15 protein-coding genes and 3 pseudogenes are annotated in these 18,369 nt (G+C 61.1%); 8 read left to right on the top strand and 10 right to left on the bottom strand.

Going from position 1 to position 18,369, the window contains the following annotated elements; genetic code table 11:
* Positions 1-5: 5 nt before the first annotated feature.
* Genes ACV22W_RS31845 through ACV22W_RS31830 form a run of 4 tightly spaced genes read right to left on the bottom strand, consistent with a single transcriptional unit; the run spans position 6 to position 4,640 of the window.
* Positions 6-1,004, bottom strand: a complete 999-nt coding sequence (locus ACV22W_RS31845) for a beta-ketoacyl-ACP synthase 3 (protein WP_448023433.1) — start codon at positions 1,002-1,004, stop codon at positions 6-8.
* On the bottom strand, positions 994-2,091 hold the full coding sequence (locus ACV22W_RS31840; protein WP_448023432.1) for a 3-oxoacyl-ACP synthase III family protein: 1,098 nt from the start codon (positions 2,089-2,091) through the stop codon (positions 994-996). The genes ACV22W_RS31845 and ACV22W_RS31840 overlap by 11 nt, the downstream gene beginning before the upstream one ends.
* Positions 2,092-2,108: 17 nt before the next feature.
* The gene (locus ACV22W_RS31835; protein ID WP_448023418.1) at positions 2,109-2,978 is read right to left on the bottom strand and encodes a hypothetical protein; all 870 of its coding nucleotides are present in this window, start codon (positions 2,976-2,978) and stop codon (positions 2,109-2,111) included.
* 33 nt (positions 2,979-3,011) lie between these two features.
* On the bottom strand, positions 3,012-4,640 hold the full coding sequence (locus tag ACV22W_RS31830; RefSeq protein ID WP_448023431.1) for an AMP-binding protein: 1,629 nt from the start codon (positions 4,638-4,640) through the stop codon (positions 3,012-3,014).
* Between the two features lie 642 nt (positions 4,641-5,282).
* Here ACV22W_RS31830 and ACV22W_RS31825 point away from each other — a divergent pair.
* The 3 genes from ACV22W_RS31825 to ACV22W_RS31815 all read left to right on the top strand — a co-directional run bounded on the left by ACV22W_RS31825 (position 5,283) and on the right by ACV22W_RS31815 (position 9,555).
* Entirely contained in the window at positions 5,283-6,293 is a 1,011-nt protein-coding gene (locus tag ACV22W_RS31825; protein ID WP_448023416.1) for a GNAT family N-acetyltransferase, read from the top strand.
* A gap of 70 nt (positions 6,294-6,363) precedes the next feature.
* Complete coding sequence (locus ACV22W_RS31820) at positions 6,364-7,359, top strand: fatty acid desaturase family protein (protein ID WP_448023414.1); 996 nt, start codon at positions 6,364-6,366, stop codon at positions 7,357-7,359.
* A 330-nt stretch (positions 7,360-7,689) separates the two neighbouring features.
* The gene (locus tag ACV22W_RS31815) at positions 7,690-9,555 is read left to right on the top strand and encodes a collagenase (protein ID WP_448023429.1); all 1,866 of its coding nucleotides are present in this window, start codon (positions 7,690-7,692) and stop codon (positions 9,553-9,555) included.
* Between the two features lie 550 nt (positions 9,556-10,105).
* Here ACV22W_RS31815 and ACV22W_RS31810 read toward each other — a convergent pair.
* Entirely contained in the window at positions 10,106-10,333 is a 228-nt protein-coding gene (locus ACV22W_RS31810) for a hypothetical protein (RefSeq protein ID WP_448023412.1), read from the bottom strand.
* A gap of 261 nt (positions 10,334-10,594) precedes the next feature.
* On the bottom strand, positions 10,595-11,896 hold the full coding sequence (folC, locus tag ACV22W_RS31805) for a bifunctional tetrahydrofolate synthase/dihydrofolate synthase (protein ID WP_448023411.1): 1,302 nt from the start codon (positions 11,894-11,896) through the stop codon (positions 10,595-10,597).
* Positions 11,897-12,238: 342 nt separating this feature from the next.
* On the opposite strand from folC, the gene ACV22W_RS31800 reads away from it, so the two are divergent.
* Both ACV22W_RS31800 and ACV22W_RS31795 read left to right on the top strand, forming a co-directional pair.
* Complete coding sequence (locus ACV22W_RS31800; RefSeq protein WP_448023409.1) at positions 12,239-13,087, top strand: hypothetical protein; 849 nt, start codon at positions 12,239-12,241, stop codon at positions 13,085-13,087.
* Positions 13,008-13,910, top strand: a complete 903-nt coding sequence (locus ACV22W_RS31795) for a hypothetical protein (protein ID WP_448023407.1) — start codon at positions 13,008-13,010, stop codon at positions 13,908-13,910. The genes ACV22W_RS31800 and ACV22W_RS31795 overlap by 80 nt, the downstream gene beginning before the upstream one ends.
* Positions 13,911-13,961: 51 nt before the next feature.
* Here ACV22W_RS31795 and cynR read toward each other — a convergent pair whose 3' ends face one another.
* Positions 13,962-14,858: a transcriptional regulator CynR gene (gene cynR, locus ACV22W_RS31790; RefSeq protein WP_448023406.1), complete on the bottom strand. Its 897-nt coding sequence runs from the start codon at positions 14,856-14,858 to the stop codon at positions 13,962-13,964.
* Between the two features lie 115 nt (positions 14,859-14,973).
* Here cynR and ACV22W_RS31785 point away from each other — a divergent pair, with 115 nt between their 5' ends.
* On the top strand, positions 14,974-15,633 hold the full coding sequence (locus ACV22W_RS31785; protein ID WP_448023404.1) for a carbonic anhydrase: 660 nt from the start codon (positions 14,974-14,976) through the stop codon (positions 15,631-15,633).
* Positions 15,634-15,663: 30 nt separating this feature from the next.
* A complete protein-coding gene (cynS, locus tag ACV22W_RS31780) occupies positions 15,664-16,134 on the top strand; it encodes a cyanase (RefSeq protein ID WP_448023402.1) in 471 nt (156 codons plus the stop codon).
* Positions 16,135-16,200: 66 nt separating this feature from the next.
* Here the strand turns inward: cynS and ACV22W_RS31775 are convergent.
* Both ACV22W_RS31775 and ACV22W_RS31770 read right to left on the bottom strand, forming a co-directional pair.
* Positions 16,201-16,398, bottom strand: a pseudogene (locus tag ACV22W_RS31775) (transposase domain-containing protein); the annotation flags it as partial.
* A gap of 109 nt (positions 16,399-16,507) precedes the next feature.
* Positions 16,508-17,119, bottom strand: a pseudogene (locus tag ACV22W_RS31770) (tyrosine-type recombinase/integrase).
* A 26-nt stretch (positions 17,120-17,145) separates the two neighbouring features.
* On the opposite strand from ACV22W_RS31770, the gene ACV22W_RS31765 reads away from it, so the two are divergent.
* The gene (locus ACV22W_RS31765; protein ID WP_448023400.1) at positions 17,146-17,295 is read left to right on the top strand and encodes a hypothetical protein; all 150 of its coding nucleotides are present in this window, start codon (positions 17,146-17,148) and stop codon (positions 17,293-17,295) included.
* Positions 17,296-17,467: 172 nt separating this feature from the next.
* Here the strand turns inward: ACV22W_RS31765 and ACV22W_RS31760 are convergent.
* Positions 17,468-18,278: pseudogene (locus ACV22W_RS31760) on the bottom strand (IS5 family transposase).
* Between the last annotated feature and the right edge of the window lie 91 nt (positions 18,279-18,369).

The raw sequence follows: 18,369 nt of genomic DNA, 5'->3' as shown, positions 1-18,369 counted from the left end.
GTCAATCAGCTCCGGTAGAGCGCACAGGCCCACGTGGCGCCTGCACCGTACGTCACAAGCAGATTGAGTTGCCCGGCGAGAAGGCGCCCTTGGTCATGCGCGATGGCCAACGCGACCGGAAACGCGGCGCTCGCCATGTTGCCCAGCCGGTCGACCGATATGACACATCGCTCCCGAGGCAGCCCGAGTTCCGCCATCACCCGCTCAAGGATGCGAAGATTCGGCTGATGCGGCACGACAAGACCGATATCTGCAATCGTCAGCGCGTGCCGCTCGAGCATCTGCCGGCACGCAGCGACGATGCGCCGCGTTGCGTCATCGAACATGGCCGCGCCGCGCATGCGGAACTGGTGCCGTCCTTGCGCCACGTCGGCCGCATCGACGAAGCACGGACACCTCGCGCCCGGCGCCTCCGTGCACAGCAGGTCGAATTGCGTGCCGTCGGCGCCGAGTATCAGGTCCATCAAGCCGACGTCGGGGTGCGGTGAGGGCCGCAGCAACAGTGCGGCGGCGCCATCGCCCAGCAGCACCGACAGATTGCGCCCCGCAAGGCTGGTGTCAATCCGGCGCGACAACGCCTCGGCGCAAATCAGCAGCACGTTGCGATAGAGTCCGCTCGCGAGGAAATGCCGCGCGATTTCGATACCGTAGAGCCCGCCGCTGCACTGGGCGCGAATGTCGAAGCACGGGATCTCCCGCAATCCGAGGCGCGGCTGCAGGTAGCACGCCTGCGACGGATCGTGATGATCGGGTGACAACGTATTGACAATCAGCAGATCGACGTCATGCGGGCTCGCTCCGGCCGCGGCCAGCGCCCGCTCGGCGGCCGGGCACGCGAGATCGGCCAGATGCTGATCGGGGGCGAGATAACGCCGCGATACGACGCCGGTCCGCTCACGAATGAACGTGTCGCTGGTTTCGATTCGCGTCGCGACTTCATGATTGTCGACGACCCGGTCCGGCAACGCGTAACCCAATCCCGCAATGACGAGACTAGCGCTCACGTGCGGGCTCCGGGTTCGGGTTCGGGTTCGTATCGATGCGGTTGATCGCCGTATCGCCCCAGCGCCACAGCTGCGCGCCGAAGTTCCATCCGGCACCCGCGCCGGCGATGACCGTCAGGGACCCGGGTTGAACGATGCCCTGACGAATCGACTCGTGCAGCGCAAATGGCACAGCCGCCGAAACGAGGCAGGCACAGTCCGCAACCCGGATCACATACTGATGCGGGGAGAGTACAAGTCGTTGAGCCCAGGTGCGCACAAGCAGCGCCGAAGGCTGGTGAAACACGAACGCATCGATATGTGCGGTGCCCATGTCACACCGATGCAACAGGCTCGCGACGACACCCGGGATCGCATCAGGCATGAATCGCGCGATCATCTCTTGTGCGTCGGGCTTGAGGGTGAAATAGACACCAAAGCGGCTATCGGTATCAGCATCGGCATCCTCACCTCGCCCGGCTGCCCCCAGCGCCTCGCGCCACCGCATCGTCACGAGGTCGTAATGCGTCGCGTCGCTGTGGTAGACCGACTTCAGCCAGTTCGCACCTTGCGGATCGACCGGATCGGCCATCAGCACGGCCGCGGCCGCCCCGTCACCAAAATTCGTCGACGACTTGCTGCCAAAGTCAGCCACAGCGGACATCCGTTCCGACGAACATACGAGTGCGCGCTTGACTCTGCCATCCCTGATCAGATTGGCTGCGATCTGCAGTTGCAGCATAAAGCTCGCGCATTCCATGTCGACATCGGCATCGAGCGCCTGCGGTGCACCGAGACGATTGCGCAGCATCCGCGACAGACGCGGTGCGAACCGGCGTCGGCCATCGGCGTGCGTGACAAACGGCGACGTCATGCTGAACAGCACCAGATCGAGCTCGCCGGCCTCCACTTCTGCCAGTTCCAGGGCCTCGCGCGCGGCAGCCTCGGCCAGCGTCAGTTCGGATTCGCCGACCTCCGGATCGATCATGTAGCGCGATTCGATGCCCCAGAATCGCCACCACTCCGTCGGGATCGGTTCGACTCGCGCAAAAACAGAGTCGTCATTGCGCACATAACGTGTCGGCAAACGACACGCGAGACTCGCCATTCGGACGTTGTACACCGTCAAACCTCCATCGTGCTGCACGCCACGCGATGCCTGAATACATCCAGGGTCAGGGCCGCCACGGTCCGTTCGGCATCACGCGCGCTTCGCGACGCCGTCACGCAGCCGGCAAGCCAGGCCGGCAGCTGGAATGGATTCGGAATGTCGCGCGCGCCTTCGACATGCTCGATACCGTCGTCGAGCCCCATCGCCGCACCCAGCCACGATTCGTGAAACAGCACGGCAACCGGTTCGGCCGCATGGTCGCGCACTTCGCCCACCACCGTGCGTATCGCCGAAGACAGCGCGCTGCGTTCGGTGCTGAAGCACCCCGTCGCGCTGTCGAAACGGCTCTCGAAGCGCGCCACGGGGTGTGCGCCATCGAGGCTGCATGCCGGGACCGCATCCAGGCTCGCAAATGCCGGCCCGCAGACGTCGGCGTAGCGCGCGACCTGGCGACGCTCCGTCCCGCCCGCTGTCAGCACGATGGCGCCAGCCCCGTCGGCGAAACCGCTGTTGTCAGCACACCCGACATCAGCCAGTGCCTCCGCCCGAACGACAAGCGCGCGCCGGTAGCCGAGCCAGCGGCAATGACTCTGCGCAACATCGAGCGCGAGCGTCCAGTCCGCGTCAAGCAGGTCGAACACGGCCGCGTGCCGGGCACGCAAGTCGCGCTGCACCGGATGCGCGAGCCTCGGCCCCGCAATCGCCGGATCGGCCACGATGCGGCTCGGTGAAATCGACAAGCTGATGATTAGATCCAGTTCGGACGGCAGGCAGCCGGCCTGGTCCAGCGCCTGTTTCGCCGCACCGAGCGCATAGCACGACGCATAGGATTGCAAATTATGGCTCGTGCCCGGTACCGACACCGCAGCTCCCAGAATTCTCATATGGCCTCGATTGTTTCGGATCGACCGCACTGTTCAGACCGCGGGCCACGCGACATGGCGTTGACGCTGCCGGAGCGCGACACGCCGGATCTTTCCCGATGCGTTTCGCGGCAATTCACCTGCGTGATAAGAAAGCTTGCGCGGGCACTTGTACGGCGCGATCAGGCGCTGCACGTGCAGCAACAACTGCTCGGTCAATGCGTCCGATCCTTCGACGCCATCGCGCAACACGATATGCGCACAGACCAGCGTTGCGCCCCGCTCGTCGGGCTGACCGACCACGCAGCACTCGGCAACATCCGGATGCCGCAGCAGCGCGTGCTCGACTTCGCCGGGTGAAATCGTGTAGCCGGAACTGATGATCATCTCGTCCGCGCGTGCCTGGTAGAACAAGTAGCCTTCGTCGTCCAGGTACGCCGCGTCTCCCGTCAGGTTCCAGCCATGCTTGACATACTGCCGCTGCCGCGAATCGTTCAGATAGCGACATCCGGTCGGCCCCAGCACCGCGAGATTGCCGACCTGATAAGGCGGCAGGCGCCGGCCGCGATCGTCGAGTATGGCCAGACGGTAGCCTGGTACTGCCTTGCCGATCGCGCCCTCCTTTGACTGACCGTCGTGACTGGACGCAAAGATATGCAGCATCTCGGTGGACCCGATCCCGTCGATCAGGCGGATGCCGGTGCGTTCACACCACGCGTGACGCGTCACGGACGGAAGTGCCTCGCCGGCCGATACACATTTGCGCAGGCTCGACACATCGTAGCCGTCGAGCTCGTCGAGCATCGCTCGATACGCGGTCGGCACGCTGAACAGGATACTGACCCGGTGCTCGGCGATCGCCTCCAGCAATCGCGAAGGGCTCGCCTTGGGCAGCAGTACGACACTGGCGCCAACACTGATCGGAAACAGCAGCAGCGCGCCGAGACCGAACGTGAAACCGAGTGGCGACGATCCGCAAAAAACGTCGTCGGCCGTCGGCTTGAGCACGTGTTGGGGAAAGCATCGACAGACCGCCATCACGTCGCGATGGAAGTGTACGGTTGCCTTCGGTTCGCCGGTCGTGCCCGATGTGAACGCGATCACGCATGGATCGTATGCGCGCGTCGGGACGGCCTTGAACCGATCGGAATACTCGCGCAGCAACGGGTCGGGCAGGCCGGCTCCCTCGGTTTCATAGCACCGCACAAAGCACGTGTCGCGTTGTATTTCCAGCGCGGGCTCAAGTGCCGGCCGCAACGCCGCCTCGCATAGGACATGGGATACCTTCGCGCGGGCGATGATGACCGACAACTCTCCAGAGCGCAGCAGCGGCATCGTCGTGACAGCCACGCCGCCGGCCTTGACCACGCCAAACCATGCAGCGGCAAGAATTGGATGATTCGTTCCGTGCAGCAAAACACGGTTGCCCGGAACCAGGCCGCCATCGCGCACCAGCATGTTCGCGATCCGGTTGCTGGCATCTCGCAATGCACGATATGTCCACGTCAGCCCCGACCCAGTCCTGATCGCGATCCGATCGCCCCAGTTGAGCTCGTCGACCGCGGCGTCCAGCAACGCGGCGGCACAGTTCAGGTTACGCGGAAAGTGCAGGTCCGGTCGCTCGAAAATGAACTGCGGCCAATCCTCGAGAACAGGTAAATTAGCGACACAAAAATTATCCATTTCCTTTACCGAAAACAAATTGATTCGCCGGCAACAATTGGGCAGCGAGGCTGCCCGCTCGTCAGCATGCACGCCATACCGACCGGGTCAGAATCGACGCAATCGTGAAACGCCCTCGGATTCACCCCCAAAGCGAACCGAGTTCAATTCAGACAAAATCCGGAATGACTCAAAAACGAAAATGCGAGATTAGCGGCATACCGCCCGAACGAGCAGTAATTAAGTAGAACAATCATTCCAACGCGAAATGGAACCGATATCAGCGAAGTTATATTTTCAGCGACCCGCTCATTCGAGCTGATTATTTGACATCAGTATCCAATTCACCCGCGCCAGCAACCACGGCAATCCACGCTATCCGGCGACCATCGATGCGCTGATCGCGCCCTTTCAAGGAAAGCAATAAACATAATGCACGGCCCGGAAAACTTATGCGGCTGACAGCATTTCGCATTCCGACGATCGTCCAACAGATAATTCAAACAACCGTAATCACCCCTATTTCTACAAAACCATTTGACATGCAAACACCCTGTTCCTTAGAGTCACTCCACTGATATTCGGTCGACTTAAAATCAATCCAAACATTAAAACCCATAAATAATTCATTCGAATTTACAGATACACGAATTCAAAAATATTATGACTCGACCCAACCCGAATCACCCGCAATTCACGATCCGGCGCGGCGCAGTTTCGGACGTCGCCCGTCTCTGTGCTTTGTTCGAGCGGGAGTACGGCGACTCATCCCATCCGTGCCTGGATGAACGCTTTGTGCGCCGCGCCATATCACACAATTCAGAGATATGGTTTGTCGCTGAAGAAGAGCGGGGAGCCGCGATCGGCTGTGTGAGTGTCAGCTACAACGTCCAGAACCGTTCGTGGGAGTTCGGGCGCGCGATGATTTCGCAGCGCCATCGGCAGCTAGGCGTTCTGTCATCGCTGATGCAATCCGTGATCGACGCGATGCCCACGACGGATCATGATCTCGCCTTCGCGATCGCGCGTAACGATGTCGCACTGCGGGCACTGCAGGCTCACGTCGATTCAGTGGTGGTCGGGCACGACGGGGCGCCCAACATGGTGCACGGCGTACACGAGCACCACGTCGTCGCGATCGGCAAGTTCCCGTCACCGGGGTTCAAGCATTGCTCGCCACTCGCGCCGATCTTTCGGGAATCCGCCTTCCTGCAAAGCGAGCTCCTCGAGCCCCTCGGTCTCGCCGGCGCCCCCGAGCCCTACCCTGACATCTGTTTCTGGGGGCACGGGGACGATTTCTGCGACGGTTTCACGTTTCGACGGGACGATCGGGTCAACGCACTCTATCTGTGCCGACACATCGGCGGCCCATTCATGACCGAGCTCGACATCGCGGCCGATCTGCTTCGCTTCCTGAAACGTCACGATACACATGCGTATGTCGGGGCAATCGTGCTTGCGGACAAGTCGACGCTGATCCGCACGATGCTCGAGACAGGATTTCGCATCACCGCCTACCTCCCCGCATGGCACTGGAGCCGCGGTGCACGCTACGACTGCGTGCTGCTTGCGCGCCGTGGCCCCGGCTTACCCGCCAAGAACGGAATGGATCGGCACATCGATACGCTCGACGCGGCCTACCAAGAAATCGCCCAGCGCATCCTGGCCGCTTGATGCCCTTTTTGGGGCGGCACCGGCCATGTGCCGCACGTGATTCACGCCAACCATTACAACGAGGTAGAGAATGACCAAGGACGATTGGCGCTCGATCAAGGAGCACCTGCCGAAAGGGCCGACCGGAAACGAGACGATTGCATTGTGGCTCTTCGATCTGGGCTTGCTTGCCTTTGCCTGGTCGTTATGGCTCGCCGGGGGTCTCGAACGACTCGCCGCATTGATTCTCGGCATGCTCGCGCTGCTTCAGATCTACCTGATCATGCACGAGGCGATCCACTATTCCGTCTCGAACACGCGCATCTACAACGAAGTCGTCGGCCACGTCTGCAGTTGGCTCATCGGGTTGCCCTTCCTGCCCCGGCGACGATCGCATCTCGGGCATCACGCGTGGGCGGCCCATCCATCTCGCGATCCGGAAAACAAGAAAATGATCCAGAAGTTTTCCGTGATGACGGACCGCGAGGCGCGCACGCTCGAGTTCATCTGGCGGCACTGGATCCCGATGCTCGCCTTCAATCACTTCATCAGCCACTGGCTTGCGCCGTTCCAGTACCGCGATACGCGTGCGCATCGGTCAAAATCGAATACCGAGTTCGCATCCTGCGCGGTCTACCTCGCTGGTTATGTGGTGGCCGGCACACTGGCCTGGCGCGCGGGTGTGTTGAGCAATCTCATCGCATTCGCGGCAATCCTCTGGATCGCGCTGCTTGTCGCCGTCGAACTCGTCAACCTTCCCCACCACGCCGAAATACCCCTGCTCGCGCACGACGCCGCTCGCCCGCCGCTCTGGGAGCAAGACGTCGTATCCCATAGTTGTGCCCACCTCCCCGTGTGGTCGCGCTGGGTGATCCTGAACTTCAATCTGCATGTCGCCCACCATGCCTATCCGTGGCTCCCGTGGCACGCGCTTCCTCGTGCGCAGCGGCTCATCGATGCGACGCAAGTCACCGGTTTGCCGAATCAAACTCACGAATGGGCGTTCGCGATAACCAAGCGACGCAGGCCGCTGCTCGAACTGATGGGGCATTTCTTCGACAAGCGCCGTCCGTCATCCCGACGCTGATGCAGACATTCGTCATCACACGGCACACTCGAGCGCTGCGCCGTACCCGCGCGAAGCAGTGTCATCCGTCGCGGCGCCATTTTCTTCGGGCCGATTCTCAATAATATCGTGAATTGTTTAGAAAGCCAAACGGTTGACATGCTGTTCCGACCACGTCATAAAGCGAACGGCAAATTGCAACTGAATCGCGATTTGTTGACAACGATGACGCACCATCGGCGCAATGGCGCTTGGTGATTTTCCTCTGGAGACCTGTATTCAAGCATGACGACCAAACCGATATTCCACCTATGGCATTGCTTCATTGCCGCTACAGCGATCGCCATTTCGATGCTCGCGCCCGAACCGGCATTCGCCGAATCATCCTCGTCGCGCGATCGACAAGTCCGCATGCCACGCCTGCCGCAAAATCTTCCTCCATCTCCCGAACAGGCCGAGTACAACCTGCCGCTCAGCAAGCAGGATCGCGCGTCACTGACCGACAGCACGCAACCCCGACCACGCTCAATGCGCGGCAAGCGCAGCGCCGTGAACGATTGTCGCGACATGGCGGCGATCACCGGATTTCAGGCGGAGGCACTCGCCGACCATATCGCGAATCTGCCTGACTACGAGTGTCACTACGGGCTGTTCTCCATCGAGCCCGCATTGGCCACCCAGATCTTCAGCGTGTCGAATCTCCATGCGGTTGCCAACAGATTCCAGCTGGAATTGTCGCGATACGATGCGACCAATCTGGTTCTGGTCAACCTGCTGATCTATTTGCGGGCCGCGTATTACCAATTTGAAGTGTCGGCGCTGCGCAATCCGACGCCAAATCTGGCCATGATGTTGCGCCCGCACATTCGACGCAGCATGATGAGCGACACGCTGTATCGCGAGAACCCTCGCGCACCAAGTACCGCGAACGAGCTGATGAAGCTGATTACGAACATGCAGGACGAGGCGTATTACTTGCCCGCTGCGAAAGTTCGTATCGAGCGCTATACGGCGACCGTGACGAATCCTCAGGCTGCCGAGCCACTCCGTCAGCCTGGGGCCGCCGGGGCTTTCACCGGATTGCTGACCGTATTCTTCTATGCACATCAACGACCTGCCACACGGATAGCACTGGAAACGGATTCCTCGTATCCCGAAGTGCTCGATCGCTTTGTCAGAGCGAATCGCGTCACCCTGTCGAATGCGCGCGACGTCCACCTCCTGGCCGACACGGCGCGCGAGGCCTATCGCTTCATTCGCTATCCGCAACAGAAGCCCCGCGTGAAGCGAATGATCCGGAACATGCTGGCCGCAACCACAATGACAGGTGCCGGTAATGAGCTGTGGCTGGCGGCAGCAGAAACCGCTGACTACAACGATCGCGGCCAGTGTGCCGATTACGGGATATGCGACTACAAGAATCGTCTGATCGACGCGGTTCTGCCCAATCGTCTGGCCTGCAACGCTCACGTGCGCGTTCTCGCACAGACCATTCCACCGGCCAGGATTCGTACGGTGTGTGCGGCAGTCGCGCGGCAGGAAGACTACTTCCACAGAATGATGAAGACCGCGAGAAAGCCGGTCGCCGGTGATCGTAACGACCTGATCGATCTCGTCGTGTTCGAGGACTACACCAACTATCGCAAATACGCGTCGGCTATTTATGGCGTGAACACCGACAACGGTGGCATATTCCTCGAAGGCGATCCATCCGCGCCCGACAACCGGGCACGCATCATCATGCATGAAGCGTCATGGCTACGCCCCCAGTTCGCAGTCTGGAATCTCGAACATGAATTCACGCATTATCTGGACGCGCGTTACGACATGGCGGGCGACTTCGCGGCAAGTACCGCGAAGCCGACAGTATGGTGGATCGAGGGTGTCGCAGAATATCTGTCCAGGCGAAATGATGCCCCGGAAGCGATCGACGTCGTGAGCTCGGGCACCTACCGGCTGGCAGACGTGTTTAACACGCGTTACACATCGCACGACTATGTCTCCCGCGCGTATCGCTGGGGCTACATGGCGACGCGCTTCATGTTCGAGCGCCATCGCAACGACGTCGACGCAATCGTGTCGCGTTTTCGCGCAGGTGACTATGACGGTTACGAACGTCATGTCGCGCATATCGGCGACCGCTACGACAACGAATTCATCGATTGGGCGCGCACCGCGACGACAGCCGGCGAGCCGCCGCAGCCGTCGGTAAACTGACGCGTCCGATCAGCGACTTCTCATTTCCCCCGCACGACGCAATGAATCCCGTCGTGCCGGGGATTGCATCCTCGGCAGCGGTTAGCCGCTTCGTCGGGAGCGCAACGGGCGCCAGTACAGTATCGGAATAAAAAAAATCCCGTTCGGGCCTTGAACGGGATTAAGAACGTACTAACGACAGACACAAGCTACCCGAGGAGAAAAAGGCAGCACACATAGAATACCGAACGGAGCATCGACGGCAAAGCAAAAATCGTCGTGGGTACATTCGAAACGATCGACGCGTCGAGATACCGAACCGTTGATAATCCGGATACCGCCGCTCGTGATCGGCTACCCGCAGTTCGACGCGTCCGACGTAGCGCTGCCTGATTGAATCGTCTGGCACGTGCGCACACTCGCGGCGTTGCCCGACGCACAACGTGTCGACATTTTCGCGCTGCTCGGTAGCCCCTGCGTGCTCGTCGCTACGATGCTCGGGAGCTAGATGAAAAGCCCCGCCGATCGCCATGCGATTCGGCAAGCGTACGCAGTTCGTGTCAAGGTTGCGTTACGTCATGGAGCCCGCTTGTGCGGGCGGTCCGACATAATCACGTTGCGCGGCTGTGTCGACGCTCTCCTGCCATTGCTTGATCGGTTGACGGCGCCTGGCCGGCGACGCGGGCAAATACGCGCTCAACGCGCCATTGAATGCTTTTTGGGCATCCTCCGTCAGTTCCGCAAACGCATACAGCACCTGCTTCACCTTCGGCGACAGTTTTCGGTCGGGGTCAGCCATCGGTCAAACTCTTTCGGGCCGTTGAGTGGTGGCGGGCAAACTTTCGTCCGCCCGCCTGGCAACCCGATGCGCCAGCACGGTTTCAGACACACTTGACCGTGCCTGCGCTGTCTGACATCAGTGGCGTTCATCGACGTTGAACGATCGGACAACAACGCTTCAGGTCGTTGCCAATCCACTGGCCTATCCATCCACTGCACTATCCTCCAACCCTGCCGCAGCCCGGGCAACAGTTCGACCGCATGGCGCGATCGCAACGGGTCAGCAGAGCCCTTCGCTCATCACACCAGCGACCGTGAAGAAACTCCCGAATACAACGATCCTGTCGTGTCCGGATGCTCGCTTCAGCGCGTCGCGCAACGCTTCGGCAGGCGACACGAACCGCGTCACGCTCGAATGTGAGCCATCCCTCACACCCGCCCTGCGCAGCGCGGCTTCGAGCTGCTCCGCGCTCGCCGCGCGCGGCAGCGGCAGGTCGGTCACGCACCAGTGGTCGATCTCGCCCTTCAGATGCTGCAACACGCCATCGATGTCCTTGTCGTGCATCGCGCCGAACACCGCGTACGTGTACGGGAAGAAGCCCATGTTGCCGAGATTCTGCTCGAGCACGGCCGCCGCATGCGGGTTGTGCGCGACGTCCAGCACGATCGCCGGCTTGCCGGGCAGCACCTGGAAGCGCCCCGGCAGTTCGACGTTGGCGAGCCCGAGCCGGATGTCCTGCGCGGACACCGGCAGCACCGGGCGCAGCGCCTCGAGCGCGGCCAGCGCGGCCGATGCATTGATCAGCTGATTCGCACCGCGCAGCGCCGGATACGCGAGCGCCGGATAGCGCTTCTCGCGGCCGAGGTAGCTCCATTGCTGGCGTTCGGCGCCCGGCTGCGCTTCGTAGCGGAAATCGCGACCGACCAGCCACAGGTCGGCGCCGATCGCTTCGGCATGCTCGACCAGCGTGTTCGGCACCGCGGGATCGCCGCAGATCGCCGGCTTGCCCGCGCGGAAGATCCCTGCCTTCTCGAATGCGATCTTCTCGCGCGTGTCGCCGAGGTATTCGGTGTGGTCGATGTCGATGCTCGTGACGATCGCGCAATCGGTATCGATGATGTTGACCGCATCGAGCCGGCCGCCGAGGCCGACTTCGAGGATCACCGCGTCGAGCCCGCGCGACGCGAACAGGTGCAGGATCGCGAGCGTCGTGAATTCGAAGTACGTGAGCGACACCGGCTCGGGCAGCGACGTGCGCGCCGCCTCGACGGCTTCGAAGTGCGGCAGCAGCTCCGCGTCGCTCACCTGCTGGCCGTTCACGCGCGCGCGCTCGCCGAATTCGAGCAGGTGCGGCGACGTGTAGCAACCCACAGTGCGGCCGGCCGCTTGCAAGATCGACTCGAGCATCGCGCAGGTCGATCCTTTGCCATTCGTGCCGGCCACCATGATGACCGGACAGGTGAACGACAATTGCAGCGCGGCCTTGACCCGATCGATTCGCGCGAGCTCCATATCGATGCCAGTCGGATGGGCGGATTCAAGATGGGTGAGCCACCCATTCAGTGTGGAAGGGTTCGTCATGTAACGCGAGACTCCGCTCTATGAGTGAATTGTTGGGTCAGATCCGACCTGTCGATATTTCATCGATCGACACGCGCATCGGAACATGCGTGACGACATACGTGCCTGCTCGGCCCGCACGACGACCGCCGGTGAGCCGCACGGGCTCCGAGGATAATCATCCTGGTATCTCGAAATGCCATGCGATGCGAACGAAAGCTGATATCGCCGAATCGGCTCCCTCGAAAGCGTCGAATCGCGCGTTCGCCCTCTTGCACTCGAGCTCGCATCGCGATTAAAAAGCAGGCTCTTTGCCATTCATCCGGGCTTCGGTCGAGTCCGGTTGCCAACGAGACGTTCAACATGCATGCTTTTCGAACCGCGGCGATCGCGCTCATCGCACATGCCGCACAGGCGCTGCTGCCGGGGACGACCTTCGCATCCGTCCCGACGGCTCGTCCGTTCACGCCCGGTGGGCTGGCTCACATGCCGATCGTGGCCCCAGCGGGCCAGGACATATCGACGCTCAGGGCCGCACTGGCCAACCCGACCGTTCTCGTCGACGTTCCGCAGGAGCCCCATCTGCTGGTGCTCGAAGCAAGCCCCGCCGAGATGGTGGCCGCTGATCACTATCGCGCACTGATCGAACGCTCGCTCTCCGAGCGCGGAACGGTCGTGATCCTCGGTGCGCCGGATGCGCTGGCTGCGCCGAAACCCAAGGAGGTACACATCTGGCCGCATGCGACGACGCTCGTGGTGACCAGTCGCATGGGCACGCGCGTGGATGCCCTCCGTGGCGAAGACGGCCGCGACGAAGATGGCCAAAATGCCGACGAGATCGTCCACATCGCTGCCACTCATGTTGCCCGCGCGAACGCCGCGGGAGACGCACTCTCGCACATACAGGCAGGCCACAAGCGCCCCCCGATCCTCAGGCACCGGCGACTTCACGAAAAGCGTGAACTTTACAATCAGACCGACCTCATCCGTCGAAACCTGCACCGCATTCGGCAACGAGCTCGCGGCCAGCGCGTTCGAGCGCCCGTTGACGTCGGACGAGCAACGCGCGCTGTCAGCGGAAGTCGGTCGATGGTGTCAAAGCGGCACGCTCTCGCGTCATCCCGGCACGTCGATGCCGCTCGCCGTGCCCGACTGGGCAACGGCCGCCAAGGCAAGGCTCAACCTGTTGACCGAATGGGCGCTGATTCGTAGCGAAGACGCACTCGCGCCGGCCAACTCGGCGTTCTACTTCTGGGTCAAGACCGTCGGCGAAGGCGCCGGTTCGGGCTTCACGCGTGCGTTCCACGACACGGCGACTTATCACAGCAACGTCATGTACGGTCTCGTGGATGCAACAATCCACGCGGGCTGGGGCCGGACATATCTGCGCGAGCGCCGTTCGTGGACCTATCCGGCCGGCAGCGAATACTGGTCGATGCGCGACCCCAAACTCTTCGGATGCAACTTCGGTGACAGCGGCAGCATCTGCCCCACGTCGGCCAGTGTCATCAGGCTCTTTCCATCCGACAGCTTCGACAATCAAGTCACGGTGGCCAACACGACGGCGCTTCAATTCGGCGGCACGGTCGGGGTAGCCGGCACCGCCTCGGCTGCGCCGAGCGCCCAGGTGAGCGTGTTGCTGAATCTCAATCACACCAATACGACGACCCGGACCTCGACGGTCACCTTGACGCACGCTCAAACGTCCGCGGCCAACCACTATTCGCGCACGACTCGATGGCGTCCGGATGTACCGGCCATATGGGACTACCTCGTTTCACGGCGCATAACGGGTCCGTTCGGCACCGCTACGCCAACCGCGTCGACCCTGAATCCCGAATACGACATGCTCTGGCAAATCCCGCTGCAGGCCAATCGCGGCAAGACCATGCGATTCACGATCATCCACGAAGCGGGCTGGAACAACTGCGTGCGCGAAGACTGCGCCGGCATGCGGCAGCCGCCCGATCGGACGATCCCGGCGCAACAGCGCGGTTGCTGGGCCGACAGTGTTGCCGTCAATCTTACTTCGTGACACATCGTGTGCAGACGCCGCGGCGAGTGGCGCCGCCCGAGCAACACACTATCAGCACCCGGTCAGCCCCTGACAGCCCGCGCTAGCGTGTGCGAGCTCGATGAACGCACGCGCCGCCGCCGTCTGATAGGCATCCTTGCGCTGCAGCAATACCGCCGTGCGATGCAGTTCGGGCGGGCTCAACTCGATCGCGATCAGCCCAGCCCGATTCATCGCGATGTTGGCCGGCAACAGCGTGGCCAGGTCGGTCCGTTGAACGATCTCGATGACCGTGCTCAGGGAGTTTGCCTGCATCCGGATTCGCGGACAAATCCGGTTCTGGCGGAAATATCGGTCGATCTGCTCGCGTGTCACGAACTCGGACGTCAGGAGAACCATGAATTCGTCATTGAGTACGTCAACGCCGACCATCCGGCAATGGGCCAGACGATGATCGTCATTGACGACCAGCGCCAGCATTTCCGACAAGAGCGGCTGAGCGTCGATATCGGGCGAGCGGATTTCATCGAACGCGATGCCAACATCGATCTCATTGTCGAGCACCAGTGCTTCCATCTGAACCTGCGGCATCTCGCGAATGGTCAGCGTGATATTCGGATAGCGGTCATGGAATGACTCGATCAACGGGCCGACGAGATAGGTCGCAAAGGTCGGCGTGATCGCCACGCGCAGCGAGCCGCAACTAAGGTTGCCGACATCATGGATCGCGCGCTTACCTTCCTCGAGATCCTGCCGTGCCCGCCGTGCGAACCGGAAATACACCTCGCCCGCATCGGTCAGGCACGTGACACGGCCGGTTCGATCGAACAATTGCGTGCCGAGCGATTCCTCCAGGCGCCTGATCTGCTGCGACAGCGCGGGCTGCGATACGTACAACGCGGTGGCCGCACGCGTGAAGCTTCGATGCTCGGCCACGGCAAGGAAATAATTGATGCCCCTCGATAGCATTTATTCACTCATAAGGTTGCCTTATCAAATTCATCATAAATCAGACTTTTACCATTCTCCACAATATATTTAATCTTCATCCCGTTCATCCATCACAAATCAGCCAGGAGAATCAATGAAAGACATTATTGAAGGATTTCTAAAATTCCAGAAAAAAGCATTTCCAGAACGCGTTGCCCTGTTCAAGGACCTCGCGACCCGGCAGAACCCTCGTACGCTTTTCATCTCGTGCTCCGACAGCCGGCTGGTGCCGGAGCTCGTCACGCAGCGGGAGCCGGGCGACCTGTTCGTGATCCGCAACGCGGGCAACATCGTGCCCTCGCACAGCCCCATGTCGGGCGGCGTATCGGCTTCCATCGAATACGCGGTGAGCGCACTGCGCGTGTCCGACATCGTGATTTGCGGTCATTCCGATTGCGGCGCGATGACCGCGATTGCGACCTGCCAATGCATGGACCACATGCCCGCGGTGGCCAACTGGCTTCGCCATGCGGATTCGGCCCGCGTGGTGAACGAGGCACGCGAGCACGAGAGCGAACATGCGCGGGTGGATTCGATGGTACGCGAGAACGTGATCGCCCAAATGTCGAACGCGATGACGCATCCGTCGGTGCGCCTCGCACTCGCGGAAAAGCGTGTCGCGCTGCATGGTTGGGTTTATGACATCGAAAGCGGCCGCATCGACGCCTATGACGGTGCCAGCCAGCAATTTGTCTCGCTTGCCGACTACCCCGACGTGCTCGCCTTTCCCGTTCCGATGCTTGCAGCAGCCTGACCTTCAACCCCAGTACAAGGAGAAATCACTATGATCCACTCGCAAGTCACCAAGGGCAACCGTCAATCCCTGACCGAACTCATTCTCATGACCAAAGCGAGGAAGAACCTGTCCTTCGCACAGATCGCCGACGGCACGGGCTTGAGCGAAGCCTTCGTGACCGCCGCGCTGCTCGGCCAGCACCCGCTTCCGGCCGAAGCGGCCCGGATCGTCGGCGAGAAGTTGGACATGGACGCCGAAACGATCGCGTTCCTCCAGATCATTCCGATGCGCGGCTGCATCGAGGATTGCGTGCCGACCGATCCGACCATGTATCGCTTTTACGAGATGCTGCAGGTGTACGGCACCACGCTCAAGGCGCTGATCCACGAAAAATTCGGTGACGGTGTGATCAGTGCGATCAACTTCCGCCTGGACGTGAAGAAAATTGACGATCCCGAAGGCGGGTCCCGCGCCGTGATCACGTTGGATGGCAAGTATCTGCCGACGAAGCCATTCTGATTTCCCTTTCCTTTCAAACGTAAGCGCCCGGCGACGTCATCTTGACGAGAGCACTCGCGGAGGTGATCAAGCCCCAGTTGGTGCCCCGCGATGAGGCAGCAACGCAGCAATGTCGTGGGCACGGTGAGTCGGCAACCGGGTCAATACGTCTGTCAGGTAGGCCAGCGGATCGTGGCTGTTCAACTGCGCCGAGCGGATCAACGTCGTGATCGCGGCCGCACGCTTGCCCGCGCGCCGCGATCCAGCGAACAGCCAGTTTCGTCTGTTATGCCGACCTCGGCATAAACGGCGTTATGCTCGGTCCGCGATTATGCTGAGTAGTCGCGGCGGGCCTCCTCTGTTAGCGTGACTCGCCCCTTTCAACTGCACATAATCAAAGCGCCTGCAGGAACTTCAGCAGCGCGTTCGTCGGGCGATAACGGGAGCGCCGTGTCTTGGGCGGCGCGATCGCGGCCAAGGCACGCTCCTTCATGGCCAGATCGGCTTCGACGTAGCCGTGGGTCGTTACCGGACTCTCGTGCCCGAGCCAAAGCGCAATGACCGTGAGGTCAACGCCGGACTGCAGCAAGTGCATCGCTGTCGTATGGCGCAGCGTATGTGGCGAGATCGTCTGTCCGCGCAGCGAAGCACATTGGGCCGTTGCAGTGCTTACAGCCCGTGCGATTCGCTCGGCTACGTTCGACCGGGTCATCGGCTTTCCCTAGCGATTAGGCAGCAGAGGTTGGGCCTCTTGCAAGCCGGTGAATTCGATCCAGCGGCGAATCTCGATAGCGGTATCCCTCCATAGTGGTACGGTCCACTGCTTACGCCCCTTGCCATGCAGCCGCACCGACGGCGTGATATCGCGTTCCAGATCGTCGACGTGTATGCCGATCAGCTCAGAAACACGAGCGCCGGTGTTGTAGAGCATCTTGAGGAGCACGCGATCCCGGAGGCCCTGCCACGTCGTTGTATCGGGGGCATCGACGATGCGCTCGAACTTCATTCCTGGACAGGAACCCGAGCAATGGTTTGTCGAAGCGTTTCATCGGAATCGCCAGGATCCGCTGGACGAGCAACAGTGCCGGAGGGCATTGGGCGGCTACGATCGACCGGCTCACGCACAAGTTGTCGATCGTCAAGCGGCAGCAGCTCGGCAAGCGACGCGAGCAGGTCAACTGAGAGCAGTTGTCCTGCTCGTCGAAGCGATCGATACGGATCTGGCGGCGATTGAGGCCAAGCTCGAAGCGTTGCAACCGGAGAAGCGGGCCAGCCAAGCGCGTCCGCAACCGAAACGCGTCCCGCTGCCGTCACCGTTCCCGAGCACCGACATCCCTTAGAAGCTGTTGCGAAATTAATCGGACGCTGTCTTGAGTTTGTTCCAGCAAATCAGGCAGCACGCGAGCGAGAGGAACGCCTCATGCACGTGTGCGTACCGTTCGTAGCGAATCTTGAGCCGTCTGAATGCATGAAGCCAGGCAAAGGAACGTTCGATGAACCAGCGCGTTTTACCGAGGCCACTGCCATGAGGCGAGCCGATTTGGCAAGCAAGGGTGTGATGCCGCGTTCGCGCAGACGCTGCCGGTGCGGCTCGGAACTGTAGCCGCGGTCACCCTGAACCATTTTTGGTTTGCGCTGAGGACGTCCACGTTTGCCGCGAATGGGAGGAATCGCCTCGACCAACGCTTCGAGTTGCGTGATGTCGTTGCAATTCGCGGCAGTCAAGATAACCGCGAGCGGGATGCCTTGCGCGTCGACGATGAGGTGGTGTTTGCTGCCGAGCTTGCGCCGGTCCGTAGGATTCGGGCCGGTTTTTTTCCCGCCAGTACGGCGCGAATCGACGAGCTGTCGACGAGCGCACGCGAGAGGTCGATTTCGCCACGGCGACGCAACTCGGCCAGCAATGTTTCGTGGACGCGTTGCCAGACGCCGGCCTGTTGCCACGCGACGAGCCGTCGCCAGCAAGCCGTGCCTGAACCACATCCCATTTCTTGCGGGAGCAGATTCCATGCAATGCCCGAGCGCAACACGAACACAATGCCCGTCAGCACCGCGCGGTCGGGTGTCGGTTTGCGGCCCGCATACTGGCGATTGCGAGGCGCTCGCACAGGCAGAAGTGGTTCGATGAGTGACCACAGTTCGTCGTCTATAAGTTCTTTCGTCATCGCTTCCTGTCGGGCAAAACAAGACAAGAAGTTAACACCAGCTCGAAAAAGTTAACAGCCCTCGAAATTTAATTTCGCAACAGCTTCTTAT

The organism is Burkholderia sp. AW49-1, from assembly GCF_053427845.1.
Note: the sequence above shows the minus strand (reverse complement) of the source record. Positions and strands in the feature narration are given on the sequence as shown.